We start from the raw sequence: 24,587 nt of genomic DNA, 5'->3' as shown, positions 1-24,587 counted from the left end.
TCCGAGGCGCGGTCATGGGTGACTTGGCCTCCCTGCTGGCGGACTATGGCGGCGATCCGGCCGATCTTCGGCTGCTGGACGCCGATGGACCCGATCTCCTCCCTTATGCGACGCTTCTCACGGCGCGGCGAAATGCTGATGCTGCGCTACGGGGCGTCGGTGCGGTCTATGAGTGGCAAGGCGCGCCGCTGATCTTCCTGATGGAAGTCGATGCGCTTGAGGGTGACGACCATCTTCATAAGATCAGACGTCTGCTCGCGATGCGGGGAGATGCGCCCTACATGGGGGTCATCGGGCCGGGCAGGCTCGATGTTTACCGGATCGCGCTCGACAGCAAATCCCCCCGCCAAGCGCGGGTGGATTGGGGCGATGAAGGGAGCCGAGGCACGGCCTTCGCGCGGCTGGGCAATGTGCGGCCACACGCCGTCATCAGCCAGAGAAACTGGATTTCTAATGTCGTTCTGAACCTCCTTACCGGCTCGATCAGCAGACTGATCGCCATCGAGGGCGTCACCGACGAGGACGCGATCTCCCTCGTCGGTCGCGCTCTGTTTACGCGCTTTCTGGCCGATCGCGGTTTGTTGCCGGCGGGGCTGTCGGGGGACGATGACGGGGCTAGTCTCTTCGATATACGCGATGTTGCGCAGAAGACGTCAGCGTGGCTGGATGTGACCTTCAACGGCGATCTTCTGCCGCTTTCCAGTGGCATTTTCACGGTATTGCCCGATCACGCCTTCGACATTTTGGGCGATATCCTCCGGCGCGCACCAGATAGCCAACTGTTCCTCGGCTGGGAGGAAAAATGGGATCACCTGGACTTCGCGCATATCCCGGTCGGGGTTCTCAGTCAGGCTTATGAACTCTACCTCCGTAGCCACGCTCCCGTGCGTCAGCGCCGGGAGGGCGGCTACTACACGCCCCGGCCAATAGCCGACTTGATGGTGCGCGCATCATTCCGTGCGCTGCAACGACAAGACCTCAGCCACAAAGCGAGAGTGCTAGATCCAGCCGCAGGCGCCGGCGTCTTCCTGCTGACGGCGTTTCGTGAGCTGGTCGCGGAACATTGGCGCGTGGTGGGGCAGCGTCCAGACACCAATACGCTTCGATCGATTCTTTATAAGCAGGTCGTCGGGTTCGACATCAATGAGGCCGCACTGCGCTTTGCGGCGCTGGGCTTGTATCTGTCGTCGATTGAACTCGATCCAAACCCGCGGCCTGTTGATAAGCTAAGATTCAAGGATCTGCGTGGGACGGTGTTGCACCGGATTTGCAGCGACGATGCCGTGGAAGGCGCAAGTCTTGGAAGTCTGGGGCCGTTGGTCAGCGACCAACATCTTGGCCAATATGATCTTGTTGTCGGAAATCCGCCGTGGGCAAGCGGCACGGGTCTGCCCGACTGGCATCTGGTACGCGGGAAGGTGCGCCAGATCGCTACCGATCGCCAAATCTCCATTTCGTCGCCACCGCTTCCGAACGAAGGGCTAGACCTGCCCTTTGTCTGGCGGGCGATGGAGTGGGCGAAACCGGGCGGGCAGATTGCGTTCGCATTGCACGCCAGGCTGTTGTTCCAGCAGGGGGACGGCATGACGGAAGCCCGCCAAGCCCTGTTCGAAGCGCTCGACGTCACATCCGTCATCAATGGCGTCGAACTACGACAAACCAAGGTCTGGCCCGAGATTACAGCGCCATTTTGCCTCCTGCTGGCGTCCAATCGGACGCCGGGCGTCAGTGCCGGCTTTCGTCTCATCAGCCCTCGGATCGAGGAAACGCTGAACGACGCGGGCAGTATGCGGATCGACACGTTGAACGCCGAGGTCATCCCTTCGCGTCAATTGTTCGAGATACCGGACATTCTGAAAATCCTGTTTCGCGGGACGAAAGCTGATCTTGGACTGGTCGAGCGTATTCGTACGCGGGGCTTTCCGACCCTTGAGTACTTCTGGAAGGACGCGATCGGCCTTGGCGAGCGGGCGCAAATGCGGGGTAGCGGGAATGGCTATCAGAAACTGCGTGACAGCAGCCGCGTTCGCAAAAATGGGGACGGCATCCCCGGTGTCGATGCGAGCTATCTGCGCGGGCGCGGCGAGATTACCGCCTCGACGTTTACACGCATCTACACCGATCCCCGCACCCTGGCGCCGTTCGCGCAGCAACGCATTCATGACCGGCGATCGCCCGAACTGTTTGTCGGCCCTCTCGTGGTCGTACATGAAGCCCCCCCCGTTCTGACCGGCCGGATCGGGGTTTCAGTTTCAGACCAGGATGTGGTGTTCAATCAGAGCTTCTACGGCTACAGTCCTTATGGTTTTCCTGAGGCGAGTACGCTGGTTCGATACCTAGCGCTTATCCTCGGGAGCGAACTCGCTACCTGGATCACATTGGTGACAAGCGGGCGTTTTGGCGTCGAACGGGAGGCAATTGAAAAGGCGACCCTGGATCGAATGCCGGTCCCCGACTTCAGAACGCTGTCGCCATCTCAGAAAGCCGAAGCCGTAGCCCTGTTTGAAGGGTTGCGAGTCAATGAGGCTTCGTGGAGCGAAGTCGACAGATGGGTGGCCGAACTCTACGGTCTCGGTTCGCGTGACCTGCAAGTCATCTCCGATACGCTTAAGTTCAATCTTCCCTACGCGCATAACAAGCGGGATGCGCAAGCCACGCCGTCGGATCAGGAACAAGAGCGCTTCTGTGAAGCGCTTAGCGCTGAACTCGGCGCATGGTCCAACCGGTTCGGGACCGAACTTGTTGTTCGTCGCCTCTCTCAACCGGCTCTGTCGCCTTGGTACGGGATCGAAGTTCGCGCGACGCGCCAAGGCGGTGAATTGGCAGTGAGCCAGGATCACTGGAATGGGCTATTGCGCGCCGCCAATGATGCTGCGGCCTCTGAAGTCATCCTGCGTGATGGCGACGATGCATTGCTGATCGGGCGGCTGGCTCAACGCCGCTATTGGAGTGAGACGCAAGCACGTCTGCTCGCGCAACGCATCGCCTGGTCGCATGTGGATCTGCTTAAGGGGCGAGCGGACGCGTGAGAGTTGCTGCGATCCGACCCCGTGCAGATCAGGTTGCCGAATTGACCCGCGGCATTGAAATGCCGCTGCCGGAGGTTTCGGCGCTTCATCTCGAAATCATTGCCGAAGGGCTTCTAAAAGCATTCAGCGACATTCGCGTCGAGGCGCCAGCCACCGTGAACACTGGAAGCGAAGCAGAGGTCACGGCGCTCCTCGAAGCGCGCTTGAATCGGATGATCGAAGATGACCCGCTATGGGCGCAGCTTGTATTATGCGTCGCCAGAGGAAAAGAGAGCCTCAGTTTTGACGGGTCGCACCTGGAAAAGCGCCCCGATCTTTCGATCTATCTTTCGAACCGGCACCGTGGTTTCCCGCTCGTAACGGAAGCCAAGATCATCGATATATCGACATCGAAGACCGAGGCGCTCTATTGTGAAAACGGCATTCGTCGATTTGTCGAAGGCGAATATGCCTGGGGCAACCGCGAAGCCTTCATGATCGCCTATGTTCGGGACGGATCGTCGATCAGCGCGAAACTCACGCCTTTTCTATCCAAGTCCATGACACAGAAGCCCCCCGGTTATTTGGTCGAGACGCTTCCGATCAGCATCGGTTCTGGCCATGCGGATATGGCCTGCTCACGACATGGCCGCGCCTTCACCTATTTGGGATCGAAGACCTCAATGGCGATGCCGGGGCCTATCAGCGTGTGGCACCTTTGGCTTTCCTGAGTCGCGCCCAGTCTTCGTAAAACAACTCGCCTACGCCGCTCCCTGTATTTCTGCGCCAGACTACGACGCGCGCATTTATCTATTGAAGACAGGCCTTTTCAGTCTCTCTTGCTGAACCCCTGACGCCGGGCGGCGGTTCGCCCGGCCCATTGCAGGGGCCAGCCGTTGACCATCCAGCCAATCCGATCCGAGGCGAAATCACGCGGCGCGCGGATGCTTCGCACGGCGCTGGGATCGTCGATCGCGGCCTGGCTCGACGACCCGGCCGTGATCGAGGTGATGCTGAACCCAGACGGACGGCTGTGGGTCGATCGGCTCGGCGACGGGATTTCCGATACCGGCATGACGCTGAGCGTAGCGGACGGCGAACGGATCGTCCGTCTGGTCGCCCACCATGTCGGCGTCGAGGTTCATGCCCGGTCCCCGCGTGTTTCGGCCGAACTGCCAGAGGGCGGCGAACGGTTCGAGGGGCTGCTTCCGCCCGTCGTCGCTGCACCGGCCTTTGCGATCCGCAAGCCCGCGGTCGCCGTGTTCACGCTCGACGACTATGCGGCGGCCGGGATCATGTCGGCGGCACACGCCGAGGCGCTGCGGCACGGCGTCGAGACCCGCGCCAACATCCTCGTCGCGGGCGGCACCGGCAGCGGCAAGACCACGCTGGTCAACGCGCTGCTCGCCGAGGTCGCCAAGACCGCCGACCGCATCGTGCTGATCGAAGACACGCGCGAGCTTCAGTGCGCCGCGCCGAACCTCGTCGCCATGCGGACCAAGGATGGCGTCGTCACGCTGTCCGATCTCGTGCGGTCCAGCCTGCGCCTGCGCCCCGACCGCATCCCCATCGGCGAGGTGCGCGGTGCGGAGGCCCTCGACCTCCTCAAAGCCTGGGGGACCGGACACCCCGGCGGCGTCGGCACCATCCACGCCGGGACCGCGCTCGGCGCGCTACGCCGCATGGAGCAGCTCATTCAGGAAGCCGTCGTCACGGTCCCGCGCGCGCTGCTCGCGGAGACCATCGACCTGATCGCCGTGCTGGTCCGCGACGGCCACGGCCGCCACCTCGCCGAGCTGGCCCGCGTCGAGGGGATCGACGCCGCGACCGGCGATTACCGCCTGACCCCCCTCGCACCCCCCAACCTCGGAGACGCACCATGATCCATGCCATTCGGCATGGCGCACGCCGCGCCATGCTCGCCGCCACCGCCAGCGTCGTCGCGCTCACCATCTCGGCGCCCGCCCACGCGGGCGGATCGTCGATGCCGTGGGAAGCCCCGCTGCAATCCATCCTCGAAAGCATCGAAGGGCCAGTCGCGAAAATCATCGCGGTCATCATCATCATTATCACCGGCCTGACCCTGGCGTTCGGCGATACGTCGGGCGGCTTTCGCCGGCTGATCCAGATCGTCTTCGGCCTGTCGATCGCCTTCGCCGCGTCGAGCTTCTTCTTGTCGTTCTTTTCGTTCGGCGGGGGGCTCGTCGTCGCATGACGGGCGCGGCCGATCTTGCCGAGCCGATCGCCGGCTTCTATGCGCCGGTCCATCGGGCGCTGACCGAGCCGATCCTGCTGGGCGGCGCACCGCGCTCGCTCGCCATCGTCAACGGCACGCTCGCCGGTGCGATCGGCCTCGGCCTGCGCCTCTGGATCGCGGGCCTCGCCATCTGGGCGATCGGCCATGCGCTGTCGGTCTGGGCCGCGCGCCGCGATCCGCAGTTCGTGGACGTGGCCCGCCGGCACCTCCGCTATCCGGCGTGGATGCGGCCATGATGAGCCTGCGCGAATACAGGAACCGCGCCGCCCACCTGGCCGATTTCCTGCCCTGGGCCGCGTTGGTCGGCGAGGGCGTCGTTCTCAACAAGGACGGCTCGTTCCAGCGCTCGGCGTGGCTTCGCGGCCCCGATCTCGACAGCGCCACGCCGGCCGAGCTGGTCGCCACCACGGCGCGGCTCAACAATGCGCTGCGCCGGCTGGGCTCGGGTTGGGCGATCTTCGTCGAGGCGCAGCGCACGCCCGCGCTCGACTACCCGGAATCGGCATTCCCCGATCCGGTTTCCGCGCTGGTCGATATGGAGCGGCGCGAACAGTTCCGCGAGGAAGGCGCCCACTTCGAGAGCGCCTATTATCTCACGCTGCTGTGGATGCCGCCGGCCGAGGAAGCCGCGCGCGCCGAGGGCTGGCTCTACGAGGGCCGCTCGACCACCGGCGTCGATCCGTGGGAGCTGCTCAAGGGCTTCGCCGATCGCAGCGACCGGGTTCTCAATCTGGTCGAGGGCTTCGTGCCCGAGGTCCGCTGGCTCGATGACGCCGAGACGCTGACCTATCTGCACAGCACGATCTCGACCCGCCGCCAGCGCGTCCGCGTCCCCGAGACGCCGATGCACCTGGACGCGCTGCTTGCCGACGAGCCGCTGACCGGCGGGCTCGAACCGCGCCTGGGCGATCATCATCTCCGCACGCTGACGGTTGTGGGATTCCCCAGCGTCACGTTCCCCGGCCTGCTCGACGAGCTGAACCGGCTCGCCTTCGAGTATCGCTGGTCCACCCGCGCGCTGATGCTCGACAAGACCGACGCGACCAAGCTGCTGACCAGGATCAGGCGGCAATGGTTCGCAAAGCGCAAATCGGTCGCGGCGATCCTCAAGGAAGTCATGACCAACGAGGCGTCCACGCTGCTCGACAGCGACGCCTCGAACAAGGCGGCCGACGCCGATACGGCGCTCCAAGAACTCGGCGCCGACTATGCCGGCATGGCCTACGTCACCGCTACGGTGACGGTGTGGGACCGTGATCCCGCCATCGCCGCCGAGAAGCTGCGGCTGGTCGAGAAGGTCATCCAGGGCCGCGACTTCACCGTGATCCCCGAGGGGATGAACGCGATCGAGGCATGGCTTGGAAGCCTGCCCGGCCACACCTACGCCAACGTCCGGCAACCGCCGATCTCCACCATCAATCTCGCCCACCTGATCCCCCTCTCAGCAGTATGGGCGGGGCCGGAACGGGACGAGCACTTCGGACAACCCCCCTTGCTCTATGGCAGGACCGAAGGCTCGACCCCGTTCCGGTTTTCCCTTCACCCCGACGGTAGCGATGTCGGGCACACGCTGATCGTCGGCCCGACCGGCGCGGGCAAGTCGGTGCTGCTCGCGCTGATGGCGATGCAGTTCCGCCGCTACGAGAACGCCCAGGTCTTCGCCTTCGACTTCGGCGGCTCGATCCGTGCGGCCGCCATCGCCTGTGGCGGGGATTGGCAGGATCTCGGCGGCGGGCTGTCCGACGACAGCGACGGCGGCGTCCAGTTGCAGCCGCTCGCCCATATCGACGATCCGGCCGAACGCGCCTGGGCGGCCGAATGGCTGGCGGCGATCCTCGCCAGCGAAGGCGTCGCGGTCGATCCGCAAGCCAAGGAGCATATCTGGTCGGCGCTGGGCTCGCTCGCCAGCGCGCCGCCGGCCGAACGGACGCTGACAGGGCTCGCGGTCCTGTTGCAGAGCCAGCAGCTCAAGCAGGCGCTCGCGCCCTATTGCATCGGCGGGCCGTGGGGCCGGCTGCTCGACGCCGAGGCCGAGAGGCTGGGCGAGTCCGACATGCAAGCCTTCGAGACCGAGGGCCTGGTCGGCGCCGGCTCGGCCGCGGCGGTGCTGTCCTACCTGTTCCACCGGATCGAAGGGCGGCTGGACGGTTCGCCGACGCTCATCATCATCGACGAGGGCTGGCTTGTCCTCGATAGCCCGGACTTCGCCGCGCAGCTCCGCGAGTGGTTGAAGACCCTGCGCAAGCGCAACGCCAGCGTCGTCTTCGCGACGCAGAGTCTCGCCGATATCGAGACGTCGAGCATCGCGCCGGCCATCATCGAGTCCTGCCCGACGCGCATCTTCCTGCCGAACGAGCGCGCGGCCGAACCGCAGATCGCGGCCATCTACGAGCGGTTCGGGCTCAACGCCCGGCAGATCGAAATCCTCAGCCGGGCGACGCCCAAGCGGGATTATTACTGTCAAAGCAGGCGGGGCAATCGCCTGTTCGAGCTGGGGCTGGGCGAGGTTGCGCTGACCTTCGCCGCCGCGTCGTCGAAGACCGACCAGCTCGCCATCGCCGAAATCATCGAGACCCACGGCCAGGTCGGGTTCGCGGCCGAATGGCTGCGCCATCGCGGCTGCGCCTGGGCCGTCGAGCTTCTTCCCTCCGATCCTCAACGCCAACCTCAGCAGGAGCTACCTCTATGACCGGATTCCCCCTGCGCCGCGCCATCCTGGCCGGCGTCCTCGCCAGCGCGGCCGTCGTGCCGATGATCGCGCCCATGCCGGCCTACGCGCAGTTCGGCGGCATCGTCTATGACCCGACCAACTACGCGCAGAACGTGCTGACGGCCGCGCGGTCGCTCCAGCAGATCAACAATCAAATCCAGCAAATCCAGCAGCAGGCGACGAGCCTCATCAACGAGGCGCGCAACCTCGCCAGCTTGCCGCTCTCGACGGTGAGCACGCTTCAGCAGCAGATTCAGCAGACGCAGCAACTGCTCGGCCAGGCGCAGCGCATCGCCTACGACGTGCAGGACATCCAGCAGGCGTTCAACGGCCGCTACAAGGGCGCGGCGCTGACCGGCGATCACGCGCAGATGGTCGCCAGCGCCAATGCCCGCTGGGAGGATAGCGTCGGCGCCTTTCAGGACGCCTTGCAGGTGCAGGCCGGCGTCGTCGGCAACATCGAAGGCGCCCGCACGACGATGGACAGCCTGGTCTCGGCCAGCCAGTCCGCGACCGGCGCGCTCCAGGCGACGCAGGCGGGCAACCAGCTCCTCGCGCTGCAATCGCAGCAGCTCGCGGACCTCACCGCCGCCGTGGCGGCGCAGGGCCGGGCGCAGGCGCTGCAATCCGCCCGCCAGGCGGCCGAGGAGGCCGAGGGACGCGAGCGGTTCCGCCGCTTCATGGGCAACTGAGACGCCCGATGTCGCGCACGGCGAAGATCGCGGGGGTGGCGGCGCTGGCCGGGCTGATAATGACGGTGGCGATCGTCGCCGCCGTCCAGCCCGATGATCCTGCGCCCGCGCCGCCGCTTATCCTGCCGGCGGACGAAGGCCAGGCCAGGCTCGCCCGCGAGCTGGATCGCTGCGCCTCGCTCACCATGCCGGACAGCGGCTGCGAGGCGGCCTGGGCCGCCAACCGCCGCCGCTTCTTCCGCCAGGACGAGCCCGCGCCCGAGATCGAGCGCGGCGGCGACACGGCGCCGGATGAAGGCGTCCGGCCATGAACGACACCGGCGTTATCGACGATTTCCTCAGCGTCTTCACCGGCTACATCGACAGCGGATTCGGCCTGCTCGGCGGCGAGGTCGCGTTCCTCTCGACCACGCTGATCGCCATCGACGTAACGCTCGCCGGCCTGTTCTGGGCCTGGGGCGCCGACGAGGACGTGCTTCAGCGCCTCGTCAAGAAGACGCTCTATATCGGCACCTTCGCCTTCATCATTGGCAACTTCGCGCTGCTCGCGACCATCGTGTTCGAGAGCTTCGCCGGGCTCGGCCTCCAGGCCAGCGGCGGGGCGATGACGATCGATGAGTTCATGAAGCCCGGCACGATCGCGGCGAAGGGGCTCGAAGCCGCCAAGCCGCTGCTCGATGCGGCGGGGCAGTTCTCCAGCCTTTGGGCCGTGTTCTCGAACCTCGCGCTGATCCTCGTGCTGCTGCTCGCCTGGGTGATCGTGGTGCTCGCCTTCTTCATCATCGCCGTGCAGGTCTTCATCACGCTGATCGAGTTCAAGCTGGTGACGCTCGCCGGCTTCGTCCTGCTGCCGTTCGCCTTCTTCAACAAGACCGCGTTCATGGCCGAGAAGGTGCTGGGCCATGTCGTCTCGACCGGCATCAAGGTCTTGGTCCTAGCCGTCATCACCGGCATCGGCACCACGCTGTTCAGCCAGTTCACCGGCGCGGCCCTCGGCCCCGCGCCCGACATCAATCAGGTCATGGCCATCGCGCTCGCCGCACTCTCGCTGCTGGGCCTGTCGATCTTCGGTCCCAGCATCGCCAACGGCATCGTCTCGGCCGGCCCGCAGCTCGGCGCGGGCGCGGCGGCCGGGACCGCGCTGGCCGCAGGCGGCGCGCTGGTCGGTGGCGCGGCCGCCGCACGGCTTGGCGTGGGCGCCGCCGGTTCGGCCCTCGGTGCCGCCGGCCGGATGACCGGCGCCGCCGCGCGTGGCGGCGCTCAGATGGCGGGCGGTGCGACCAGCGCCTACAGCCTCGGCTCGCTGGGCAAGAGCGGCGCGGGCGCTGTTGCGGGCGGCGTGGCTGCGGTCGGCCAGGCGGCGGCGGGAAGCGCGGCGAGCGCCGTCCTTTCGCCGCTGCGCAAGGCGGCCGCCAAGGGCGGCGAGGCGATGAAGTCCAACTTCCGCTCGGGCACCCGCGCCGGGTTCACCGCCACCGGCGGCACGATCACCGGCGGACCCGCGACCGCCGCCCCGGCCGCCGCAACCGCTGGCGGTTCCGCATCGGCGGGCTCGTCGGCCCAGCCTGAATGGGCGGCCGCGATGAAACGCCGCCAGGCCGTCGGCCACGGCGCGACCGTCATCGCCCACACCATGAAGGCCGGCGACAGCCACGGCGGCGGAGCCGGTCCCGACATCAAAGAGAAGGACTGACCTCCGATGTTCCGACGCCCCACCATCCGCTACGGCCAGACCCCCGAGGCCACCACGCCCTATCAACGCGCCGCCCAGGTGTGGGACGACCGCATCGGCTCCGCGCGCGTGCAGGCGAAGAACTGGCGCCTCGCCTTCTTCGGCGCGCTGGCGCTCTCGGGCGGGCTCGCCGCCGGACTCGTCTGGCAATCGGCGCGTGGGCATATCGTGCCGTGGGTGGTGCAGGTCGATCGGCTCGGCGAGGCCCAGGCCGTCGCCCCCGCCGAAGCCGGCTACCGCCCCACCGATCCGCAGATCGCGTTCCATCTCGCCCGCTTCATCGAGCAGGTCAGGGCGATCCCGGCCGATCCGGTGATCGTCCGTCAGAACTGGCTGCGCGCCTACGACTTCACCACCGACAAGGGCGCGCTGGCATTGAACGACTATGCGCGCGCCAACGACCCCTTCGCCAATGTCGGCCGGATGCAGGTCGCGGTGGACGTGTCGAGCGTGATCCGGGCATCGCCCGACAGCTTCCGCGTCGCCTGGACCGAGCGCCGCTACCAGGACGGCAGCCTCGCCGCCACGACACGCTGGTCGGCGATCCTCACCATCGTCGTGCAACCGCCGCGCACGCCCGATGCGCTGCGCAAGAACCCGCTCGGCGTCTTCGTCAACGCCCTCAATTGGTCAAAGGAGCTGTCGCAATGACGCACACGCCATTTCGCCGTTCCGCCTCGGCGGTCCTGCTTTTCTCCGCCACCGCGCTTGCCGGCTGCGCCACCACATCGGCGAAGCCGCCCGCCATCGCTTATGACGATCCGCCGCGCGAGATCGCGGCGACGCCGGCCGCGGAACCTCCGCGTGCCGTCGAGGTGGTGACGATCCCCGAACCCCTGCCGCTCCCCGGCCAATTGAAGCCGGTCGCGGCCGGGGTGGCGACTTCCGAGCCCGCCGATCCGCGCCGCCGCGTCGGGGCCGCCAACGCCGCCGCCCGCGTGCAGCCGGTGCGAGACGGCTTTCTCAATGCCATCCAGCAATATCCCTGGACGGACGGCGCGCTCTATCAGGTCTATGCCGCGCCCGGACAGGTGACGGACATCGCCTTGCAAGAAGGCGAGCAGCTCGTGGGGCCGGGGCCTGTTGCTGCCGGCGATACGGTCAGGTGGATCATCGGCGACACGGTGAGCGGCAGCGGAGCGGCGGCGCGCGTGCATATCCTCGTGAAGCCGACGCGGCCCGACCTTTCCACGAACCTCATCATCAACACCGACCGGCGCACCTATCATCTGGAACTGCGCGCGACGGCTTCGACCTACATGGCGTCCGTCTCGTGGACCTATCCGCAGGACCAGCTCATTGCGCTCCGCAGCGCCAATGCCGCAGCCGCCGCCTCGGCCTCCGTCGCGACCGGCCTCGACCTCGCGGCGCTCAACTTCCGTTACCGGATCGAGGGCGACCGCGTGCCGTGGAAGCCGGTTCGCGCCTTCGACGATTCCGCCCAGGTGTTCATCGAGTTTCCGGCCGGGATCTCGCAGGGCGAGATGCCGCCCTTGTTCGTGACCGGCGCGGCTGGCGACGCCGAGCTGGTCAATTACCGCGTGCAGGGCCGCTACATGGTGGTGGACAGGCTGTTCGCCGCCGCCGAGCTACGCCTGGGCGACCGGCGCACCGAGCAGCGCGTCCGTATCGTGCGCGACGATGGGCGCAGGGGGCGGCCATGACCGATCCCGCTGACAATTCCCCGCCCGAGGCCGCCGCACCGCAAGCTCCGCGCTCCGATCCTCAAGCCTTCCAGCTTCGTGGGTCGACGCCGCGCGTCATGCGCCTGTCGCGCAAGGCGCTGGCCGCCATCGGCGTCGTCGCCGGCCTCGGGATTGGCGGCTCGCTGATCTATGCGTTGAAGCCTGTCGGCGAGAAGGAAGCCAAGGAACTCTACAGCACCGACAGTCGCGCCACGTCCGAGACCATCACATCGGGACCGCGCGATTACAGTCAGGCGCCGAAACTCGGCCCGCCGCTTCCCGGCGACCTCGGCGGCCCGATCGTCTCGGCCCAGCAGCGCGGGGAGAATGTCCCGGTCCCGCCGGTCGGCGCCCAGCCCGACCCGGGCGCGCAGGCCGAGGAAGCCGCCCGCCAGCGCGCCCAGCAGGAACGCGACGCGGCGCGCATGAGCGGCGTGTTCCTCGGCGGCAGCAGCGCCGGGACCGCTGCGATGCCTTCGCTGCCGAACCTCGCAATCGCAACGCCCGACGCTGCCGCTCCGCAGCCCGTCGAGGCCGCGCAGGCCGACCAGGCCGCCAAGCGCGCGTTCATGGCGCAGGCGTCCAGCCAGCGCACGGTGAGCGTCGAGCGGCTTGTCGCGCCGGCCTCGCCCAACATCGTGCAGGCCGGCAGCATTATCCCGGCCGCGCTCATCACCGGCATCCGCTCCGACCTTCCCGGCCAGATTACCGCCCAGGTGACGGCGAACGTCTATGACAGCATCACCGGGCGCATCCTGCTCATCCCGCAAGGGGCGCGGCTGATCGGCGAGTATGACAGCAAGGTCGCCGCCGGTCAGACCCGCGTGCTGCTCGCATGGGACCGTCTCATCATGCCGGACGGCCGCTCGATCGTTCTCGAGCGCCAGCCCGGCGCCGATGCGGCCGGATATGCCGGCTTGCAGGACCGCGTGAACCAGCATTGGGGCAATCTGCTCAAGGCCGCCGCCGTCTCGACGCTGCTCGGCGTGGGTGCGGAGCTGGGCGCGGACAGCGAGGATGACCTGACCCGCGCGCTGCGGCGGGGCTCGCAGGACACCATCAACCAGACCGGCCAGCAGATCGTGCGGCGGCAGCTCAACGTGCAGCCGACGCTCACCATCCGGCCGGGGCATCCGCTGCGCGTGGTTCTGATGCGCGATCTCGTATTGGAGCCGGTTGGAGGCGCACGATGAGCAAGTTGAAGCTGGGGCCGCTGGCCGACGATCGGCCGGTCAAGCTCTCCGTGGAGTTGCCCGCTGCCGTGCATCGCGATCTCATCGCCTATGCCGCCGCGCTCGCGGCCGAGACCGGAGGAGCGCCGGTCCCGCCCGACAAGCTGGTCGCGCCGATGCTCACCCGGTTCATGGAAACCGACCGCGCCTTTCGCCGGCACCGCGCACAGGGGAATTGATGGCGGCAGTCGCCAGCGTCAATTCCCCATGAACTTCTTGAAGCGCTCTCGGCCTTCCGCCTCGATCACCGCTTGCTCGGCGTTTGCGCACTCGTCGCCGCGCGCCGAGCCCTCCGCGCATTGCGCCACGACCTGGCGTGCTTCATCGAGATGCGCCGCGAAATATTGCGTTCCGCGCGGCTCGGCCTGCGTCGGGGCGGCGGCAGGCGGGCCGGCGACGATCGCGGTCCGTTCGACGGGTAAGATCACCGGGCGCAGGACGAAGCCCGCTCCGAACCCAATGATGAGCGTGACCAGCACGATGATGAGTGTCTTTCCTTGCGTCATGACGGCTCCTTTCCCGGTTGCTGAAACGGTGGCTGCGGCCCAGGCACGGACGGCATCGAATAACGGTCGGCGACGAACTCAAGAAAGCAACGCAACACCGGATTTTCATTGTCTTCGCGCCAATAGCCCGAGAAGCCGATCCGTGTGTGCCCGTTGGCCTCGTGGATCTCGCGGAAGACCACGCCGGGAATATGGATGCCGAGTGCGGATTCCGCGACGATCGAGATATGCCCGCCGAACGCAATGACGCTCAACACGGTATCCCGCCTGATGTCGTCCATGTCGATCTCCGGTGAGTAGCCTGGCATCCCGAGCTTGCCGAGGAGCATGTTGCGCGTCTCAGGTCCAGGGTCTCGCTCTGTCAGCAGGAACCGCTCGCCGACAAGATCGGGCCAATGGATGCGTTCGCGTGTTGCAAGCGGATGGTCTTCTGGCATCGCTACCAGAATGCGCTCGCTCCAGAGTGAGCGACTCTGAAGTCCAGAATATTGCGCCTCGCCGATCATGACCGCGATGTCCAGCAGTCCGTTCTCTACTCCGGTTAACAGCATATCGCGGTCACGTTCAAAGCCATGCAGTTTCACACCGGAATAACGTTCGCTGAACTCACGCAGAGTCGCGCGTAAGTTGCCCGCGGAGAACGAGGTATAAAACCCGATGGTGAGTTTGCCGGCGCGCCCGTCAATAGCCGCGCGGACCCAAGCATTAAGCTCTGAAAACTCTCTCACGATACGCTGAGCCGTGCGCAGATAGTTCTCGCCATTCGGTGTCAGGGTAGCTCCACGGGTCTTGCGGTCGAACAGCGTCATGCCCAATCGCTTCTCCACTTCGAGAATCTGCCGGCTAAGCGTGGCCTGCTTGATGTTCAGTACACGCGCAGCACGACTGAAACTGCCCGCTTCGGCCGCTGCGATCAGGTAGCGAAGCTGGCGCAACTCAATCATTGGATCGCCCGCATTTTGCGCAAGCCGTCGTTGACCTTGCAGCGCCACGCAAGGTCTTGAGGGTAGCCTTTAGCCATGCGGTGCGAGGGAAATGTCCAGCTTGACGCTAGAAAGGCATGACAAGGGTCGCAGGTATCAAACAGCATGATTTGACTAACCCCTATCGCAAGGGCCAGTGCGGATGCAGTTCGTCAATCATGAAGGCGTGGCTGGCTGTTCCGTCCGGGTGCCCCTCGGCGAGATGCGGATGATCCGGTGCTAAATCGTCGTGGGTGTGCGCGAGAATTTCCGGGTCATTTGCAGGCCAGATGCGGAACGCGATCACCGTGCCGACCAGCGCCAGCACTGCGGAAGCAGCCAGCGCCGCCCCCATTCCACCTGCTGCGCCGAGCTGACCCGCGAGCGGATATGCAATAAGCCAGCAGACGTGGCTCAGCGCGAACTGAGCGGCGAACAGTGCCGGGCGATCATCCTCGCCTGATGACCGGCGCAGGAGGCGGCCGCCAGGCGTGATGCTCGCCGAATAAGCGATGCCCAGCACAGCCCAGCCCGCGAGGATCACTCCCCAATCATTAGGTGAAGCATGGCCATGCCAGGCCAGGGCAAGCACAGCGAGCGCGACGGTCATCGCCGCAGCCGCCGCAAGCATCACCGTTCGATCAGGCAGCTTGTCGAGCACGCGCGGCAGCAGCAAAGCGGCCAGCATCGAACCGCCACCGAAAGCGGCGAGCGTGATCGCCACCTCCCGTTGGCCAAGTCCGAGCGCGGCCTGCACCAACACCGGCGTATTGACGATCACCATCGCACTCGCGGCGGCGGCGGCAAGCGTGACCGCCAGCAGCCCGCGCAGCCGGGGCGTCCTCAGATAAAGCCGGGCGCCGCGCGTCGTGTTGTCATAGATGCCGCCTTTGGCTTTGACGGCGGTGGAGCGGGGCAAAACCGTCGTCAGCACCAGCAGCGCCGAGCAGGCGAATCCAATCGCCGTGCCCGAGAACAACCAGTGGAAGTTCATCACCGTCAGCAGGGCTGCGGCCAGCATCGGGCTGGTCAGGCTTTCCATATCGTAGGCGAAGCGCGAGAGCGACAGCGCCCGAGTATAGTCTTTCTCCTCGGGCAACACGTCGGGGATCGTAGCCTGAAAGGTCGGCGTGAACCCGGCCGATGCCGATTGCAGCACGAAGATCAGCACATAGACTTGCCATACCTGATCCACGAACGGCAGCGCGAGTGCGACCAGCCCGCGGATAACGTCCATCGCCACGAGGAAGCTGCGGCGCGGCAAGCGGCTCGCATAAGCGCCGACGATCGGGGCGATGCCGATATAGGCGACCATCTTGATCGCCATTGCCGTGCCGAGCACGGCGCCTGCATCGGCCCCGGCGATGTCATATGCGAGCAGGCCGAGCGCAACTGTGGCGAGGCCGGTGCCGACCAGCGCGATGATCTGCGCCAGGAAAAGGTGGCGATAGGTTCGGTTGGCCAATACAGAGAGCATCAGAACCTCGTTCGATCTTAGGGGTTTAGCGGGTTGGTCATGCCGTCAGATAGCCGTGAGCGGCCATCAGGACGGCGTATCGTCCGGCCTTTGCGATGGTGACGAGCAGGAGAAAACGCGAAAGCGGCGTGCGCAGAACACCGGCGATCAAGGTCAACGGATCGCCAATGATCGGCAGCCATGACAGCAGCAGGGAAAGCTCGCCGAACCGCCGATAGCGCCGCTCCGCCTTTAGCATTGCGGGCTTCGACACCGGAAACCAGCGCGCGCCGCGATGATGCGCGAGGAAGCGTCCCAACGCCCAATTGATCGTCGATCCCAGCACGTTGCCCAGCGATGCGGCGAAAAGGAGCAAAGCCGGATCGAAGCGGCCCGAAGCCAGCATCGCCAGCAATAGGAACTCCGATTGGGCAGGCAGTAGCGTCGCGGCGACCAGCGCGGCGAGAAAGAGGCCAGGATAACCCAGCGTCATCAAATCGACGTTTGGCAGCAGAACGCCCTCGGATATTTGACAAAGCACCTGCCGCCCCGCCACGTCGCACAGGTCGGGCAGCGAGGCGGGGACGGTTCAGACGAGAGGCGGGGGCGTCAGACAACCCGCTTGACCTCGCTATATTCACCCTGAGTGCGAAGCGTGATCGTGACGGGGGCACCGGAACGGTTACGCCAGAACCAGCCGTGCTTGCCGTCAAACGCCGCGACCAATTCACCTTGCTCGCCTGTCGATTCCCGGCCCTTGCCATAACCGTGGTAAGAGATACCCGGTGCATCGGCGTGCGTGTCAAAGTTGACGTGCCCGCCTTCAACCGACCAGTCGAACGCAATCCGCGCGCCTTTTGCGGCTGTCAGCTTGATCTCCGCGCCTTCGTTCGGCGCCAGCGTCAGGCTGGTTGTGTCGTTGCGGCCGGCAACCGTGCTCGGCACCGCTGGTGGAGCTGGTGTCGATTGCGCACCACCATTGGCCGCTTGAACAACGAGTGCGCGGGCATTTTCGCCTCTGGCCGCGGCATCGGCGGCTGCATCGGCAGCGGCTTCCTCGGCGAGTTGCATCTTGATCTCGCCCATCGCGGTCAGGCCGAGAACCTTGCCGGCACCAGTTGGATCGACCCCATATTCGGAAGGCAGGATCACGATGGCCAAGATCGCTCCCGCAGTCGCGGCGGCGATAATCGTGGAGCGGATGAGTTGCTTCGAAGTCGGCAAATCTTCGAGGCGGGGCATCTGGGAATTGAACATTGGTATTACTCCTTGTTACGCGACCGCGAGGCCGGTGAGCTGGTAGCCGACGAGAATGAAGCCGGCGGTCATGAGAGCGACGTTGGCGATGAAGGCGTGGCGATGGAAACTGCTCGTCCGGCGCCAGAAGCCCATGAGGATCAGGATCGTGGCAAGCGCGAGGAGTTGGCCGATCTCGACGCCGATGTTGAACGCAATCAGGTTTGGCAGCAGGCCGTCCGGCGAAATCTCGAATTCAAGGATCTTGGTCGCCAGACCGAAGCCGTGGAAGAAGCCGAAGATCAGCGTCGCCCATTTCGTGTTGGGCTGGAAGCCGAACCAGCGCTGGAATGCGCCCAGATTGTCGAGCGCCTTGTAAACCACCGACAGGCCGATGATCGCATCGATCACATAGGCGTTGGCGCTGATCCCGGTGAGGACGCCGAACAGCATCGTCGTTGAATGCCCGATCGCGAACAGCGTCACGTAAAGGCCGATGTCCTTCATCCGGTAGAGGAAGAAGATCACGCCGAACAGGAACAGCAGATGGTCGTATCCCGTGACCATGTGCTTGGCGCCCAGATAGACGAAGGGCATGAACAGGACGCCGCTGCTTTCCTGAATATAGCCCTGATCGCCTTCCGCCACACCATGAGCAAAGGCGTCGAAACCGAAGCAGAATGTCAGCGCGATAAGGCCGAGCGCAAGACTCAACCTATTTCGCAAGGCGTTCTCGAAAATGGTTGCGTAGAAACTCATGAAAATCTCCTTTCCGGTCTCCCACGCGCCGGGGGGCGACGCGTGGGAATAGCGGTGGCTCAGGCTTGCGCCGGGGCCGTATCGGGGGATGGGTGTTCGTCTTCCGGGCGCGCTTCGCGACCGTGGACGAGGCGATAGAGCGCGGGCAGGACAAGGAGCGTCAGCAGCGTCGAGGAGATGATGCCGCCGATCACCACTGTTGCGAGCGGCCTTTGAACCTCCGCGCCCGCGCCGACGTTGAACGCCATCGGCACGAAGCCGAGGCTCGCCACCAGCGCCGTCATCAGCACTGGCCGCAGCCTCGTAAGCGCGCCTTCGCGGATCGAGTCCTCAAGACCGCCGCCGGTGGCGCGGAGTTGGCGGATGAAACTCAGCATCACCACGCCGTTCAGCACCGCCACGCCCGACAATGCGATGAACCCGACGCCTGCCGAGATCGACAGCGGCATTCCCCGGATCAACAGCGCCGCCACGCCGCCGGTCAGCGCCAGCGGCACGCCCGAAAAGACGATGGCGGAGTCCCTGGCGGATCGGAACAGCCCGTAGAGGAGCCCGAAGATCAGCAGCAGCGCGGCAGGCACGACCAGGCGCAACCGTTCGGCCGCCGAGATCAATTGCTCGAATGTGCCGCCATAGCTCACCCAATAGCCGGACGGGACTTCAACCTCCGCATCGACCTTCTGCCGCAGTTCCTCGATGAAGGAACCGAGATCGCGGCCTCGGACATTGGAAGTCACGACCACGCGCCGCTTGCCGTCCTCGCGGCTGATCTGGTTCGGGCCGATCACCACCTCGACCTTAGCCACATCGGCAAGCGGCACGAATCCGCGCGGACCGGCGCCATCGCCTGACAGCGGAATCCGCAACCTGCCGATCTCGTCGGCCTTGCTCCTGATGTCCTCGGGCAATCGCACGATCACCGGAAAGCGACGATCGCCCTCGAATATCCGGCCGGCTTCCCGGCCGCCGATCGAAACGGCCACCACATCCTGAATGTCGCCGATGTTGAGACCAAGCCGGGCCAGCGCGGGCCGGTCGGGCGTGATCTGGAGGACAGGCAGGCCCGTCACCTGTTCGACGCTCACATCCTGAGCGCCCTCGATCCCGCTCACCACGCCTTCGATCGACTGGCCGATCTCCAGAAGCCGGTCGAGATCATCGCCGAACACCTTGATCGCCACATCGGCCCGGACGCCTGACAGCAGTTCGTTGAACCGCATTTGGATGGGCTGGGTGAACTCATAATTATTGCCGGGGATGGCGGCGGCCGCTTCCTGCATCTCGCGGACCAGCTCCGCACGGGGTTTGCGCGGGTCCGGCCATTCGCTGCGATCCTTGAGCATGATGAAGGTGTCGGCGACCGAAGGTGGCATCGGGTCGGTAGCCACCTCTGCGGTGCCGATCTTGGCGACGATCCGCTCGACCTCGGGGAACCGCTTCAATCGCGCTTCGAGCGTTGTCTGCATCTGGATCGCCTGGCTGAGGCTGGTGCCGGGGATGCGCAGTGCATGAAGCGCGATGTCGCCCTCATCGAGATTGGGAACGAACTCCGATCCCATGCGCGTCGCGGCAAAGCCTGCGATGGCGACCAGCGCCACCGCACCCGCGATGAATGCAACCCGTAGCCGCAAGGCGGTATCGAGCGCAGGCGCATAGATTTTGCGCGCCCAGACCATGAGGCGGCTTTCCTTCTCCTCGACCTTGCCGGTGACGAACAGCGCCACCGCCGCCGGCACGAAGCTCAATGACAGGATCAGCGCGAAGGTGAGCGCCATGACGACGGTGATCGCCATCGGGTGGAACATCTTCCCTTCGACGCCGGTGAGCGCGAAGATCGGCACATAGACCAGCGCGATGATGAGCATCCCGAACAGGGACGGCCGAATGACCTCGGACGTGGCCGACGCCGTGAGAGCGAAGCGTTCCTCGCGTTCGAGGAGGCGCCCTAACCGGTGTTGCGCCTCACCGAATCGGCGCAGGCAGTTCTCGACGATGATGACCGCCCCATCGACGATGAGGCCAAAGTCGAGCGCGCCCAGGCTCATGAGGTTGCCCGAGACGCCTGCGCGGAGCATCCCGGTGATCGTCATCAGCATGGTGATCGGGATGACCGCCGCTGTGATGAGCGCCGCGCGGATGTTGCCCAGCAGCAGGAACAGCACGACAATGACGAGCAGCGCGCCTTCGAGCAGGTTCTTCTCGACAGTCCAGACCGCCCGTTCGACAAGATCGGTGCGGTCATAGATCGCCACGGCCTTCACACCCGCCGGGAGTGCCTTGGCCGCTTCCTCAAGCCGCGCGGCTGCCGCGCGCGCGACGATCCGGCTGTTCTCGCCGGCCAGCATGAACACGGTGCCCAGCACCACTTCCTGCCCGTTTTCAGTCGCAGCCCCGGTCCGCAACTCCTCGCCCATCCCGACATCGGCCACATCGGCGATGCGGATCGGCACGCCGCCGCGATTGGTGACGATGATCGACTTGAGATCATCTATGCCCGAAGCCTGACCTGGCACGCGAACCAGATATTGCTCGCCATAGCGTTCGACATAGCCGGCACCGACATTGGCATTGTTGCGGCCGAGCGCCTCGACCACATCATTGAGCGTCAGGCCATAGGCCGAAAGCCGGTCGGGCAGCGGCGTCACATGATATTGCCGCTCATAGCCGCCGATACTGTTGACCTCGGTGACGCCTGGCGTGTTGCGGAGTTGCGGCCGGATCACCCAATCCTGAAGCGTGCGCAAATCCTCTGGCGTGTAACGGCTGCCATCGGACTTGCGGGCGTTCGGCTCCGCTTCCAGCGTATACATGAAGATTTCGCCCAGCCCGGTCGCGATCGGCCCCATTTCCGGGATGACGCCTTCGGGAAGCTGGTCGCGCGCGGTCTGGAGCCGCTCGTTGATGAGCTGGCGCGCGAAATAGATGTTGGTGCCATCCTCGAACACCGCAGTTACCTGGGAAAGTCCGTAGCGTGACACCGAGCGGGTATATTGGAGACCCGGCAGGCCGGCGATCGCCGTCTCGACCGGAAAGGTTACGCGCTGCTCTGCTTCGAGCGGCGAGAAGCCGGCCGCCTCGCTGTTGATCTGAACCTGGACGTTAGTGATGTCGGGCGTGGCGTCGATCGGCAGCCGCTGGAAGGCCCAGACGCCGATGCCGCACAGCAGCACGACGAGGGCGAGAACCGCCCAGCGGAAGCGGATCGCATTGGAGATGAGGCGTTCGAGAAGCTCGGAACGCACAGGCGTTTCGTTCTCAATGGTCATGGCTGGCCCCCGACTTGTCGATGTCGGCACGGATCAGGAAAGCGCCGTCGGTTACATATTCGGTGCCCGGCTCAAGGCCGCCCAGCACCTCGGTCCATTCGGGTGTGCGCCGCCCGATCTCCAGCATCCGCACTTCATAGGTGTTGCCGACCTTGGCATAGACCACCTCGAAATCGCGGAAGCGCTGGATAGCCTTCGTCCGAACCGCAAGGGGCACTTGCGCCTCGGCAACGGCAAACGATCCTTCGACTCCCATTCCAGGCCGGAAACCGCGACTGACGGACGCCGGCACTTCGACATGCGCCATAACCGTCTGGTTCGCCACGTCCGCCGTTGGCAGCACCGCTTCCACCCTGCTTTGAAAGCTGTTGTCGCCAGCGAGGTTGCGCACGCGGACGCTTTGTCCGACGCGGATGCGTTCCGCATCGCGCGGATAGACGAAGAACTCGGCATGAAGTTTTGTGGGATCGGCGATCACGAATATGGCGCGATCGCCGGTGGTATCGCCGATATTCGCGTTCTTCTCGACGATGACGCCGCTGATCGGAGCGGACACCGTGTAGGTTTGCAGCGAATGACTGGATTCAACCCGGAACAAGGTTTGTCCGCGTTGGATCGGCTGTCCCAACTGGCCCGACATTGACACGATTTGTCCGGGCAGGCGCGCGCGCACCTCGGCGCGACCCTCCGGCGTGGTTTCGATCCTGCCGGCCATGTCGATCAGCTCGGCTACACTGGCGGAACCTGCACGCTCGGTCTGCACGCCTCCGGCCCGCGCAGCCTCGGCCGAAATCGTCGTGCGGCCCTCATAGGAAGCATAGGACCAGTTGTGGGCTCGCCCGCCTTCAGCAGCGCGCACCTTCACATCGAAGGAGTGCGGTTCGGTGACGACGCCATTGCCGCGCAGGAAATCTTCCTGCGGCCGGAAAGCGAAACGGTCCACCTTGCCGCCAAGACGCTTCTGCTCGATCGTGAGGCGAACTTCGCCGGGGGCAAGCGGCTTGCCGTCTCGATAGGGATAGATTCGATACTCCGGCTCGACGCCATCTTCGAAGATGGTGATCTCGACCGCGAAATCGCCATCGCGCAGCATTCGCCCGCGATGCGGCCCACGTTCATAATCATCGGCGGCAGCGGCAGCCTTGGGTTCGGCGGCCTCGTTGGTGGTATTGGATTCGCCGCATCCGGCGAGCAGGGAAAGCGCGAGCAGCGAGCTTGCGAAAAGGAAGGATTGTTTCATCAGCGGTTCTCCGCATTGGAAAGCAGGGAAGCATGGCGGCCGGTCAGCCGGTCGAGGCGAGCGCCCGCGAGATGGAAGCTGCGCAGCAACTCCACACGGCGGGAACGCGCATCGAACAGCGCCTGCTGGGCCTGACTCACTTCGAGGAAGGTGAAGGCGGTGCCGCCACGCGCGAAGCCGTCACGAACGAGTGTCACCGCGCGCCGGGCGCTTGGCAGAACCTCTCGGTCTATTCGCGTGACCTCGGCAACGATCGCCGCCCGCTCGGCAACGAGGCGGTTGACCTCTCGTTCGATCTGGAGGCGCGTGACGGCGATTTCCGCTTCGGCGGCCTGGGCTTCGGCGTTGGCACGCAGGACATTGCCGCGATTGGCCGTGCGGCTACCCAGCGGAATAGAACCGCCGATCATGATTGCGACATCGTTGCCCTGGCCAAAATGGCGAACGCCAACGCGGGCAGTCGGATCACTGACATTACCGGATTCAGCAAGCCGTATCCGTGTCTCGGCCGCCTCTCGCTCAGCGGCAAGCAGCGTAAGGTCAGGGCTATTCTCGGCATCCGCTGGCGTCGCCGCGAACGTGGTAAAAGCTGCGCCATCGAGGCTGTAGTCGGCGGTTCCCCCCCAATATGAGGCCAGCGCGGCGCGGGCAATTCGCGCCCTTTCGCGCGCCTGATCGAGAGCGATCCGTGCTTGCGCCACGGCTGTCCGCGCGCGTTCGCCGGAAAACAGCGGATCGAGCGCGCGCCCGACGCGGCGCCCTACTTCCGTTTCAACGCGCAGGGCTTCGGCATGTCGTTGCTCCGCGATGGAGATTTCGGCTTCCGCCGCCTGGGCTTCGACCCATGTGGCCTGGACCTGGGCGAGCAGGTCCAGCATCCGCAAGCGATTGCGTGTCGAAGCGACACCGATTTCCGAGCGGGCTGCGCCGATGCGGGCCTCCCGCTTGCCGCCCCGTTCCCAAGTCCGCTCATACCATGCGGTCGTTTGTGACCGTTCGATAGGCGAATAGGGACCTGTGCCCGCGAAATCCTCGACATCGACGCCGATGACATCGCGCGGTCGCACATCGGCCTGAGCAATAGCGGCCTCAGCCGCCTGGAGCCGAGCGGCATTTGCTGCCACCGTGGGGTCGCCAGTGGCGACCCTCGACAGGGCGTCGGATAGACTGAGTTCCTGCGCCGCCCCGATGGACGGAATGGACAGGGCTGCGAACGCCGCGCTTATCGCAAGCGCGCGCCGCAAACGCGCCGACGGGCGCGCAGCAATAATTGAAAACATGACAAATCGGCCTCACGAGCAGGCGTGGCGAAAGCCGCGCCTCACGTGACGCGGCGGTTCTAGGTGCGATTTGCGATGTTTTTAGGCGGTCGTTCAGGCCCGTGAATGAGGATCCCAGCCAATCGGTCGTCAGCTACGGGAGGCTGAGATAATGATGCTTGGAAAAGCCCGCCCTCACCCTGCGATCCAAGAGCTGGCAACGACGATCCCGCATCACCATGATGGTGATGTCCAGCACCGGACTGATGATTGGGCACGCTGCCGCTATCATCGGGGTTCGTAGTATCCGAATGCCCGTCACCATCATCGCCCATGTCGGAGGCGATAATGCTGAGCGGCAGGTGTTCGTGATCGGCGCTCACACCAGTTTGATGTTGAAAGCGATCGACGGTGCTGGCCATGCTCGCACCCGCAAAGACGAGCGTCAGCGCGATGCAAAGCATCGAGCAGAGCCGAAATGGCGGAAATTGAATCAGGCGAACCACAGGCATCCTGCTACAGAGTTAGCCGGAAGCGCGCAAGCATCGCGCATCGTATTGTTTACTCTGAGCGAGCCGATCAAGCCT

Annotated in this window: 23 protein-coding genes; 13 read left to right on the top strand and 10 right to left on the bottom strand. The window is 65.2% G+C overall.

All coding sequences use genetic code 11. The features are described from left to right. The first annotated feature begins 14 nt into the window (after positions 1-14). The 13 genes from SLG_RS15055 (at position 15) to SLG_RS14995 (ending at position 13,495) form a co-directional block, all read left to right on the top strand. A complete protein-coding gene (locus SLG_RS15055; protein WP_014077354.1) occupies positions 15-3,029 on the top strand; it encodes an HsdM family class I SAM-dependent methyltransferase in 3,015 nt (1,004 codons plus the stop codon). Positions 3,030-3,070: 41 nt separating this feature from the next. Beyond that, complete coding sequence (locus SLG_RS15050) at positions 3,071-3,739, top strand: hypothetical protein (RefSeq protein ID WP_231848687.1); 669 nt, start codon at positions 3,071-3,073, stop codon at positions 3,737-3,739. A gap of 165 nt (positions 3,740-3,904) precedes the next feature. Next, entirely contained in the window at positions 3,905-4,891 is a 987-nt protein-coding gene (gene trbB, locus SLG_RS15045) for a P-type conjugative transfer ATPase TrbB (protein WP_014077352.1), read from the top strand. Beyond that, on the top strand, positions 4,888-5,223 hold the full coding sequence (locus tag SLG_RS15040) for a TrbC/VirB2 family protein (RefSeq protein WP_014077351.1): 336 nt from the start codon (positions 4,888-4,890) through the stop codon (positions 5,221-5,223). Before trbB ends, SLG_RS15040 begins: the two co-directional genes overlap by 4 nt. After that, complete coding sequence (locus tag SLG_RS15035) at positions 5,220-5,501, top strand: VirB3 family type IV secretion system protein (protein ID WP_014077350.1); 282 nt, start codon at positions 5,220-5,222, stop codon at positions 5,499-5,501. Before SLG_RS15040 ends, SLG_RS15035 begins: the two co-directional genes overlap by 4 nt. Further along, positions 5,498-7,954: a conjugal transfer protein TrbE gene (trbE, locus tag SLG_RS15030; protein WP_014077349.1), complete on the top strand. Its 2,457-nt coding sequence runs from the start codon at positions 5,498-5,500 to the stop codon at positions 7,952-7,954. The genes SLG_RS15035 and trbE overlap by 4 nt, the downstream gene beginning before the upstream one ends. Next, positions 7,951-8,667: a P-type conjugative transfer protein TrbJ gene (trbJ, locus tag SLG_RS15025; RefSeq protein ID WP_014077348.1), complete on the top strand. Its 717-nt coding sequence runs from the start codon at positions 7,951-7,953 to the stop codon at positions 8,665-8,667. The genes trbE and trbJ overlap by 4 nt, the downstream gene beginning before the upstream one ends. Before the next feature lie 8 nt (positions 8,668-8,675). Further along, positions 8,676-8,978: a putative entry exclusion protein TrbK-alt gene (gene trbK-alt / locus SLG_RS15020; RefSeq protein WP_014077347.1), complete on the top strand. Its 303-nt coding sequence runs from the start codon at positions 8,676-8,678 to the stop codon at positions 8,976-8,978. Then, a complete protein-coding gene (gene trbL, locus SLG_RS15015) occupies positions 8,975-10,360 on the top strand; it encodes a P-type conjugative transfer protein TrbL (RefSeq protein ID WP_014077346.1) in 1,386 nt (461 codons plus the stop codon). The genes trbK-alt and trbL overlap by 4 nt, the downstream gene beginning before the upstream one ends. Positions 10,361-10,366: 6 nt before the next feature. Beyond that, positions 10,367-11,050, top strand: a complete 684-nt coding sequence (gene trbF / locus SLG_RS15010) for a conjugal transfer protein TrbF (protein WP_014077345.1) — start codon at positions 10,367-10,369, stop codon at positions 11,048-11,050. After that, the gene (trbG, locus tag SLG_RS15005) at positions 11,047-12,063 is read left to right on the top strand and encodes a P-type conjugative transfer protein TrbG (RefSeq protein ID WP_014077344.1); all 1,017 of its coding nucleotides are present in this window, start codon (positions 11,047-11,049) and stop codon (positions 12,061-12,063) included. The genes trbF and trbG overlap by 4 nt, the downstream gene beginning before the upstream one ends. Next, complete coding sequence (locus SLG_RS15000) at positions 12,060-13,277, top strand: TrbI/VirB10 family protein (RefSeq protein ID WP_014077343.1); 1,218 nt, start codon at positions 12,060-12,062, stop codon at positions 13,275-13,277. The genes trbG and SLG_RS15000 overlap by 4 nt, the downstream gene beginning before the upstream one ends. Continuing rightward, the gene (locus SLG_RS14995; RefSeq protein ID WP_014077342.1) at positions 13,274-13,495 is read left to right on the top strand and encodes a DUF2274 domain-containing protein; all 222 of its coding nucleotides are present in this window, start codon (positions 13,274-13,276) and stop codon (positions 13,493-13,495) included. Before SLG_RS15000 ends, SLG_RS14995 begins: the two co-directional genes overlap by 4 nt. Before the next feature lie 18 nt (positions 13,496-13,513). Here the strand turns inward: SLG_RS14995 and SLG_RS14990 are convergent, their stop codons facing one another. The 10 genes from SLG_RS14990 to SLG_RS21500 form a co-directional block, all read right to left on the bottom strand. Next, a complete protein-coding gene (locus SLG_RS14990) occupies positions 13,514-13,822 on the bottom strand; it encodes a hypothetical protein (RefSeq protein ID WP_014077341.1) in 309 nt (102 codons plus the stop codon). Next, positions 13,819-14,766 (bottom strand): LysR family transcriptional regulator, encoded by a 948-nt coding sequence (locus SLG_RS14985; protein ID WP_014077340.1) that lies wholly within the window; start codon positions 14,764-14,766, stop codon positions 13,819-13,821. Before SLG_RS14985 ends, SLG_RS14990 begins: the two co-directional genes overlap by 4 nt. Before the next feature lie 160 nt (positions 14,767-14,926). After that, a complete protein-coding gene (locus tag SLG_RS14980) occupies positions 14,927-16,261 on the bottom strand; it encodes an MFS transporter (protein ID WP_014077339.1) in 1,335 nt (444 codons plus the stop codon). 37 nt (positions 16,262-16,298) lie between these two features. After that, complete coding sequence (locus tag SLG_RS14975) at positions 16,299-16,796, bottom strand: YqaA family protein (RefSeq protein ID WP_231848686.1); 498 nt, start codon at positions 16,794-16,796, stop codon at positions 16,299-16,301. 53 nt (positions 16,797-16,849) lie between these two features. Beyond that, positions 16,850-17,497: a hypothetical protein gene (locus tag SLG_RS14970; protein ID WP_014077337.1), complete on the bottom strand. Its 648-nt coding sequence runs from the start codon at positions 17,495-17,497 to the stop codon at positions 16,850-16,852. A 15-nt stretch (positions 17,498-17,512) separates the two neighbouring features. Next, entirely contained in the window at positions 17,513-18,235 is a 723-nt protein-coding gene (locus tag SLG_RS14965; RefSeq protein WP_014077336.1) for a HupE/UreJ family protein, read from the bottom strand. Between the two features lie 59 nt (positions 18,236-18,294). Further along, on the bottom strand, positions 18,295-21,501 hold the full coding sequence (locus SLG_RS14960) for an efflux RND transporter permease subunit (RefSeq protein ID WP_014077335.1): 3,207 nt from the start codon (positions 21,499-21,501) through the stop codon (positions 18,295-18,297). Then, entirely contained in the window at positions 21,491-22,741 is a 1,251-nt protein-coding gene (locus SLG_RS14955; protein ID WP_014077334.1) for an efflux RND transporter periplasmic adaptor subunit, read from the bottom strand. The genes SLG_RS14960 and SLG_RS14955 overlap by 11 nt, the downstream gene beginning before the upstream one ends. Further along, positions 22,741-24,021, bottom strand: a complete 1,281-nt coding sequence (locus SLG_RS14950) for a TolC family protein (protein WP_014077333.1) — start codon at positions 24,019-24,021, stop codon at positions 22,741-22,743. Before SLG_RS14950 ends, SLG_RS14955 begins: the two co-directional genes overlap by 1 nt. Positions 24,022-24,080: 59 nt before the next feature. Then, a complete protein-coding gene (locus SLG_RS21500) occupies positions 24,081-24,506 on the bottom strand; it encodes a hypothetical protein (RefSeq protein WP_148276615.1) in 426 nt (141 codons plus the stop codon). Positions 24,507-24,587: the final 81 nt, after the last annotated feature.

Origin of the sequence: Sphingobium sp. SYK-6 (assembly GCF_000283515.1) — a bacterium.
GTDB classification, from domain to species: Bacteria; Pseudomonadota; Alphaproteobacteria; order Sphingomonadales; family Sphingomonadaceae; genus Sphingobium; species Sphingobium lignivorans.
This window is presented reverse-complemented; position numbering and strand designations above follow the sequence as displayed.

Excerpts from the sequence above, each read along its gene's own strand:
- SLG_RS14985 (WP_014077340.1), bottom strand. The coding sequence starts at position 14,766 with ATGATTGAGTTGCGCCAGCTTCGCTACCTGATCGCAGCGGCCGAAGCG.
- trbG (WP_014077344.1), top strand. The coding sequence starts at position 11,047 with ATGACGCACACGCCATTTCGCCGTTCCGCCTCGGCGGTCCTGCTTTTC.
- trbL (WP_014077346.1), top strand. The coding sequence starts at position 8,975 with ATGAACGACACCGGCGTTATCGACGATTTCCTCAGCGTCTTCACCGGC.
- trbJ (WP_014077348.1), top strand. The coding sequence starts at position 7,951 with ATGACCGGATTCCCCCTGCGCCGCGCCATCCTGGCCGGCGTCCTCGCC.
- SLG_RS14960 (WP_014077335.1), bottom strand. The coding sequence starts at position 21,501 with ATGACCATTGAGAACGAAACGCCTGTGCGTTCCGAGCTTCTCGAACGC.
- trbK-alt (WP_014077347.1), top strand. The coding sequence starts at position 8,676 with ATGTCGCGCACGGCGAAGATCGCGGGGGTGGCGGCGCTGGCCGGGCTG.
- trbE (WP_014077349.1), top strand. The coding sequence starts at position 5,498 with ATGATGAGCCTGCGCGAATACAGGAACCGCGCCGCCCACCTGGCCGAT.
- SLG_RS14980 (WP_014077339.1), bottom strand. The coding sequence starts at position 16,261 with ATGCTCTCTGTATTGGCCAACCGAACCTATCGCCACCTTTTCCTGGCG.
- SLG_RS14970 (WP_014077337.1), bottom strand. The coding sequence starts at position 17,497 with ATGTTCAATTCCCAGATGCCCCGCCTCGAAGATTTGCCGACTTCGAAG.
- SLG_RS15040 (WP_014077351.1), top strand. The coding sequence starts at position 4,888 with ATGATCCATGCCATTCGGCATGGCGCACGCCGCGCCATGCTCGCCGCC.
- SLG_RS14965 (WP_014077336.1), bottom strand. The coding sequence starts at position 18,235 with ATGAGTTTCTACGCAACCATTTTCGAGAACGCCTTGCGAAATAGGTTG.
- SLG_RS14950 (WP_014077333.1), bottom strand. The coding sequence starts at position 24,021 with ATGTTTTCAATTATTGCTGCGCGCCCGTCGGCGCGTTTGCGGCGCGCG.
- SLG_RS15000 (WP_014077343.1), top strand. The coding sequence starts at position 12,060 with ATGACCGATCCCGCTGACAATTCCCCGCCCGAGGCCGCCGCACCGCAA.
- SLG_RS14990 (WP_014077341.1), bottom strand. The coding sequence starts at position 13,822 with ATGACGCAAGGAAAGACACTCATCATCGTGCTGGTCACGCTCATCATT.
- SLG_RS15035 (WP_014077350.1), top strand. The coding sequence starts at position 5,220 with ATGACGGGCGCGGCCGATCTTGCCGAGCCGATCGCCGGCTTCTATGCG.
- trbF (WP_014077345.1), top strand. The coding sequence starts at position 10,367 with ATGTTCCGACGCCCCACCATCCGCTACGGCCAGACCCCCGAGGCCACC.
- SLG_RS14995 (WP_014077342.1), top strand. The coding sequence starts at position 13,274 with ATGAGCAAGTTGAAGCTGGGGCCGCTGGCCGACGATCGGCCGGTCAAG.
- SLG_RS14955 (WP_014077334.1), bottom strand. The coding sequence starts at position 22,741 with ATGAAACAATCCTTCCTTTTCGCAAGCTCGCTGCTCGCGCTTTCCCTG.
- SLG_RS15055 (WP_014077354.1), top strand. The coding sequence starts at position 15 with ATGGGTGACTTGGCCTCCCTGCTGGCGGACTATGGCGGCGATCCGGCC.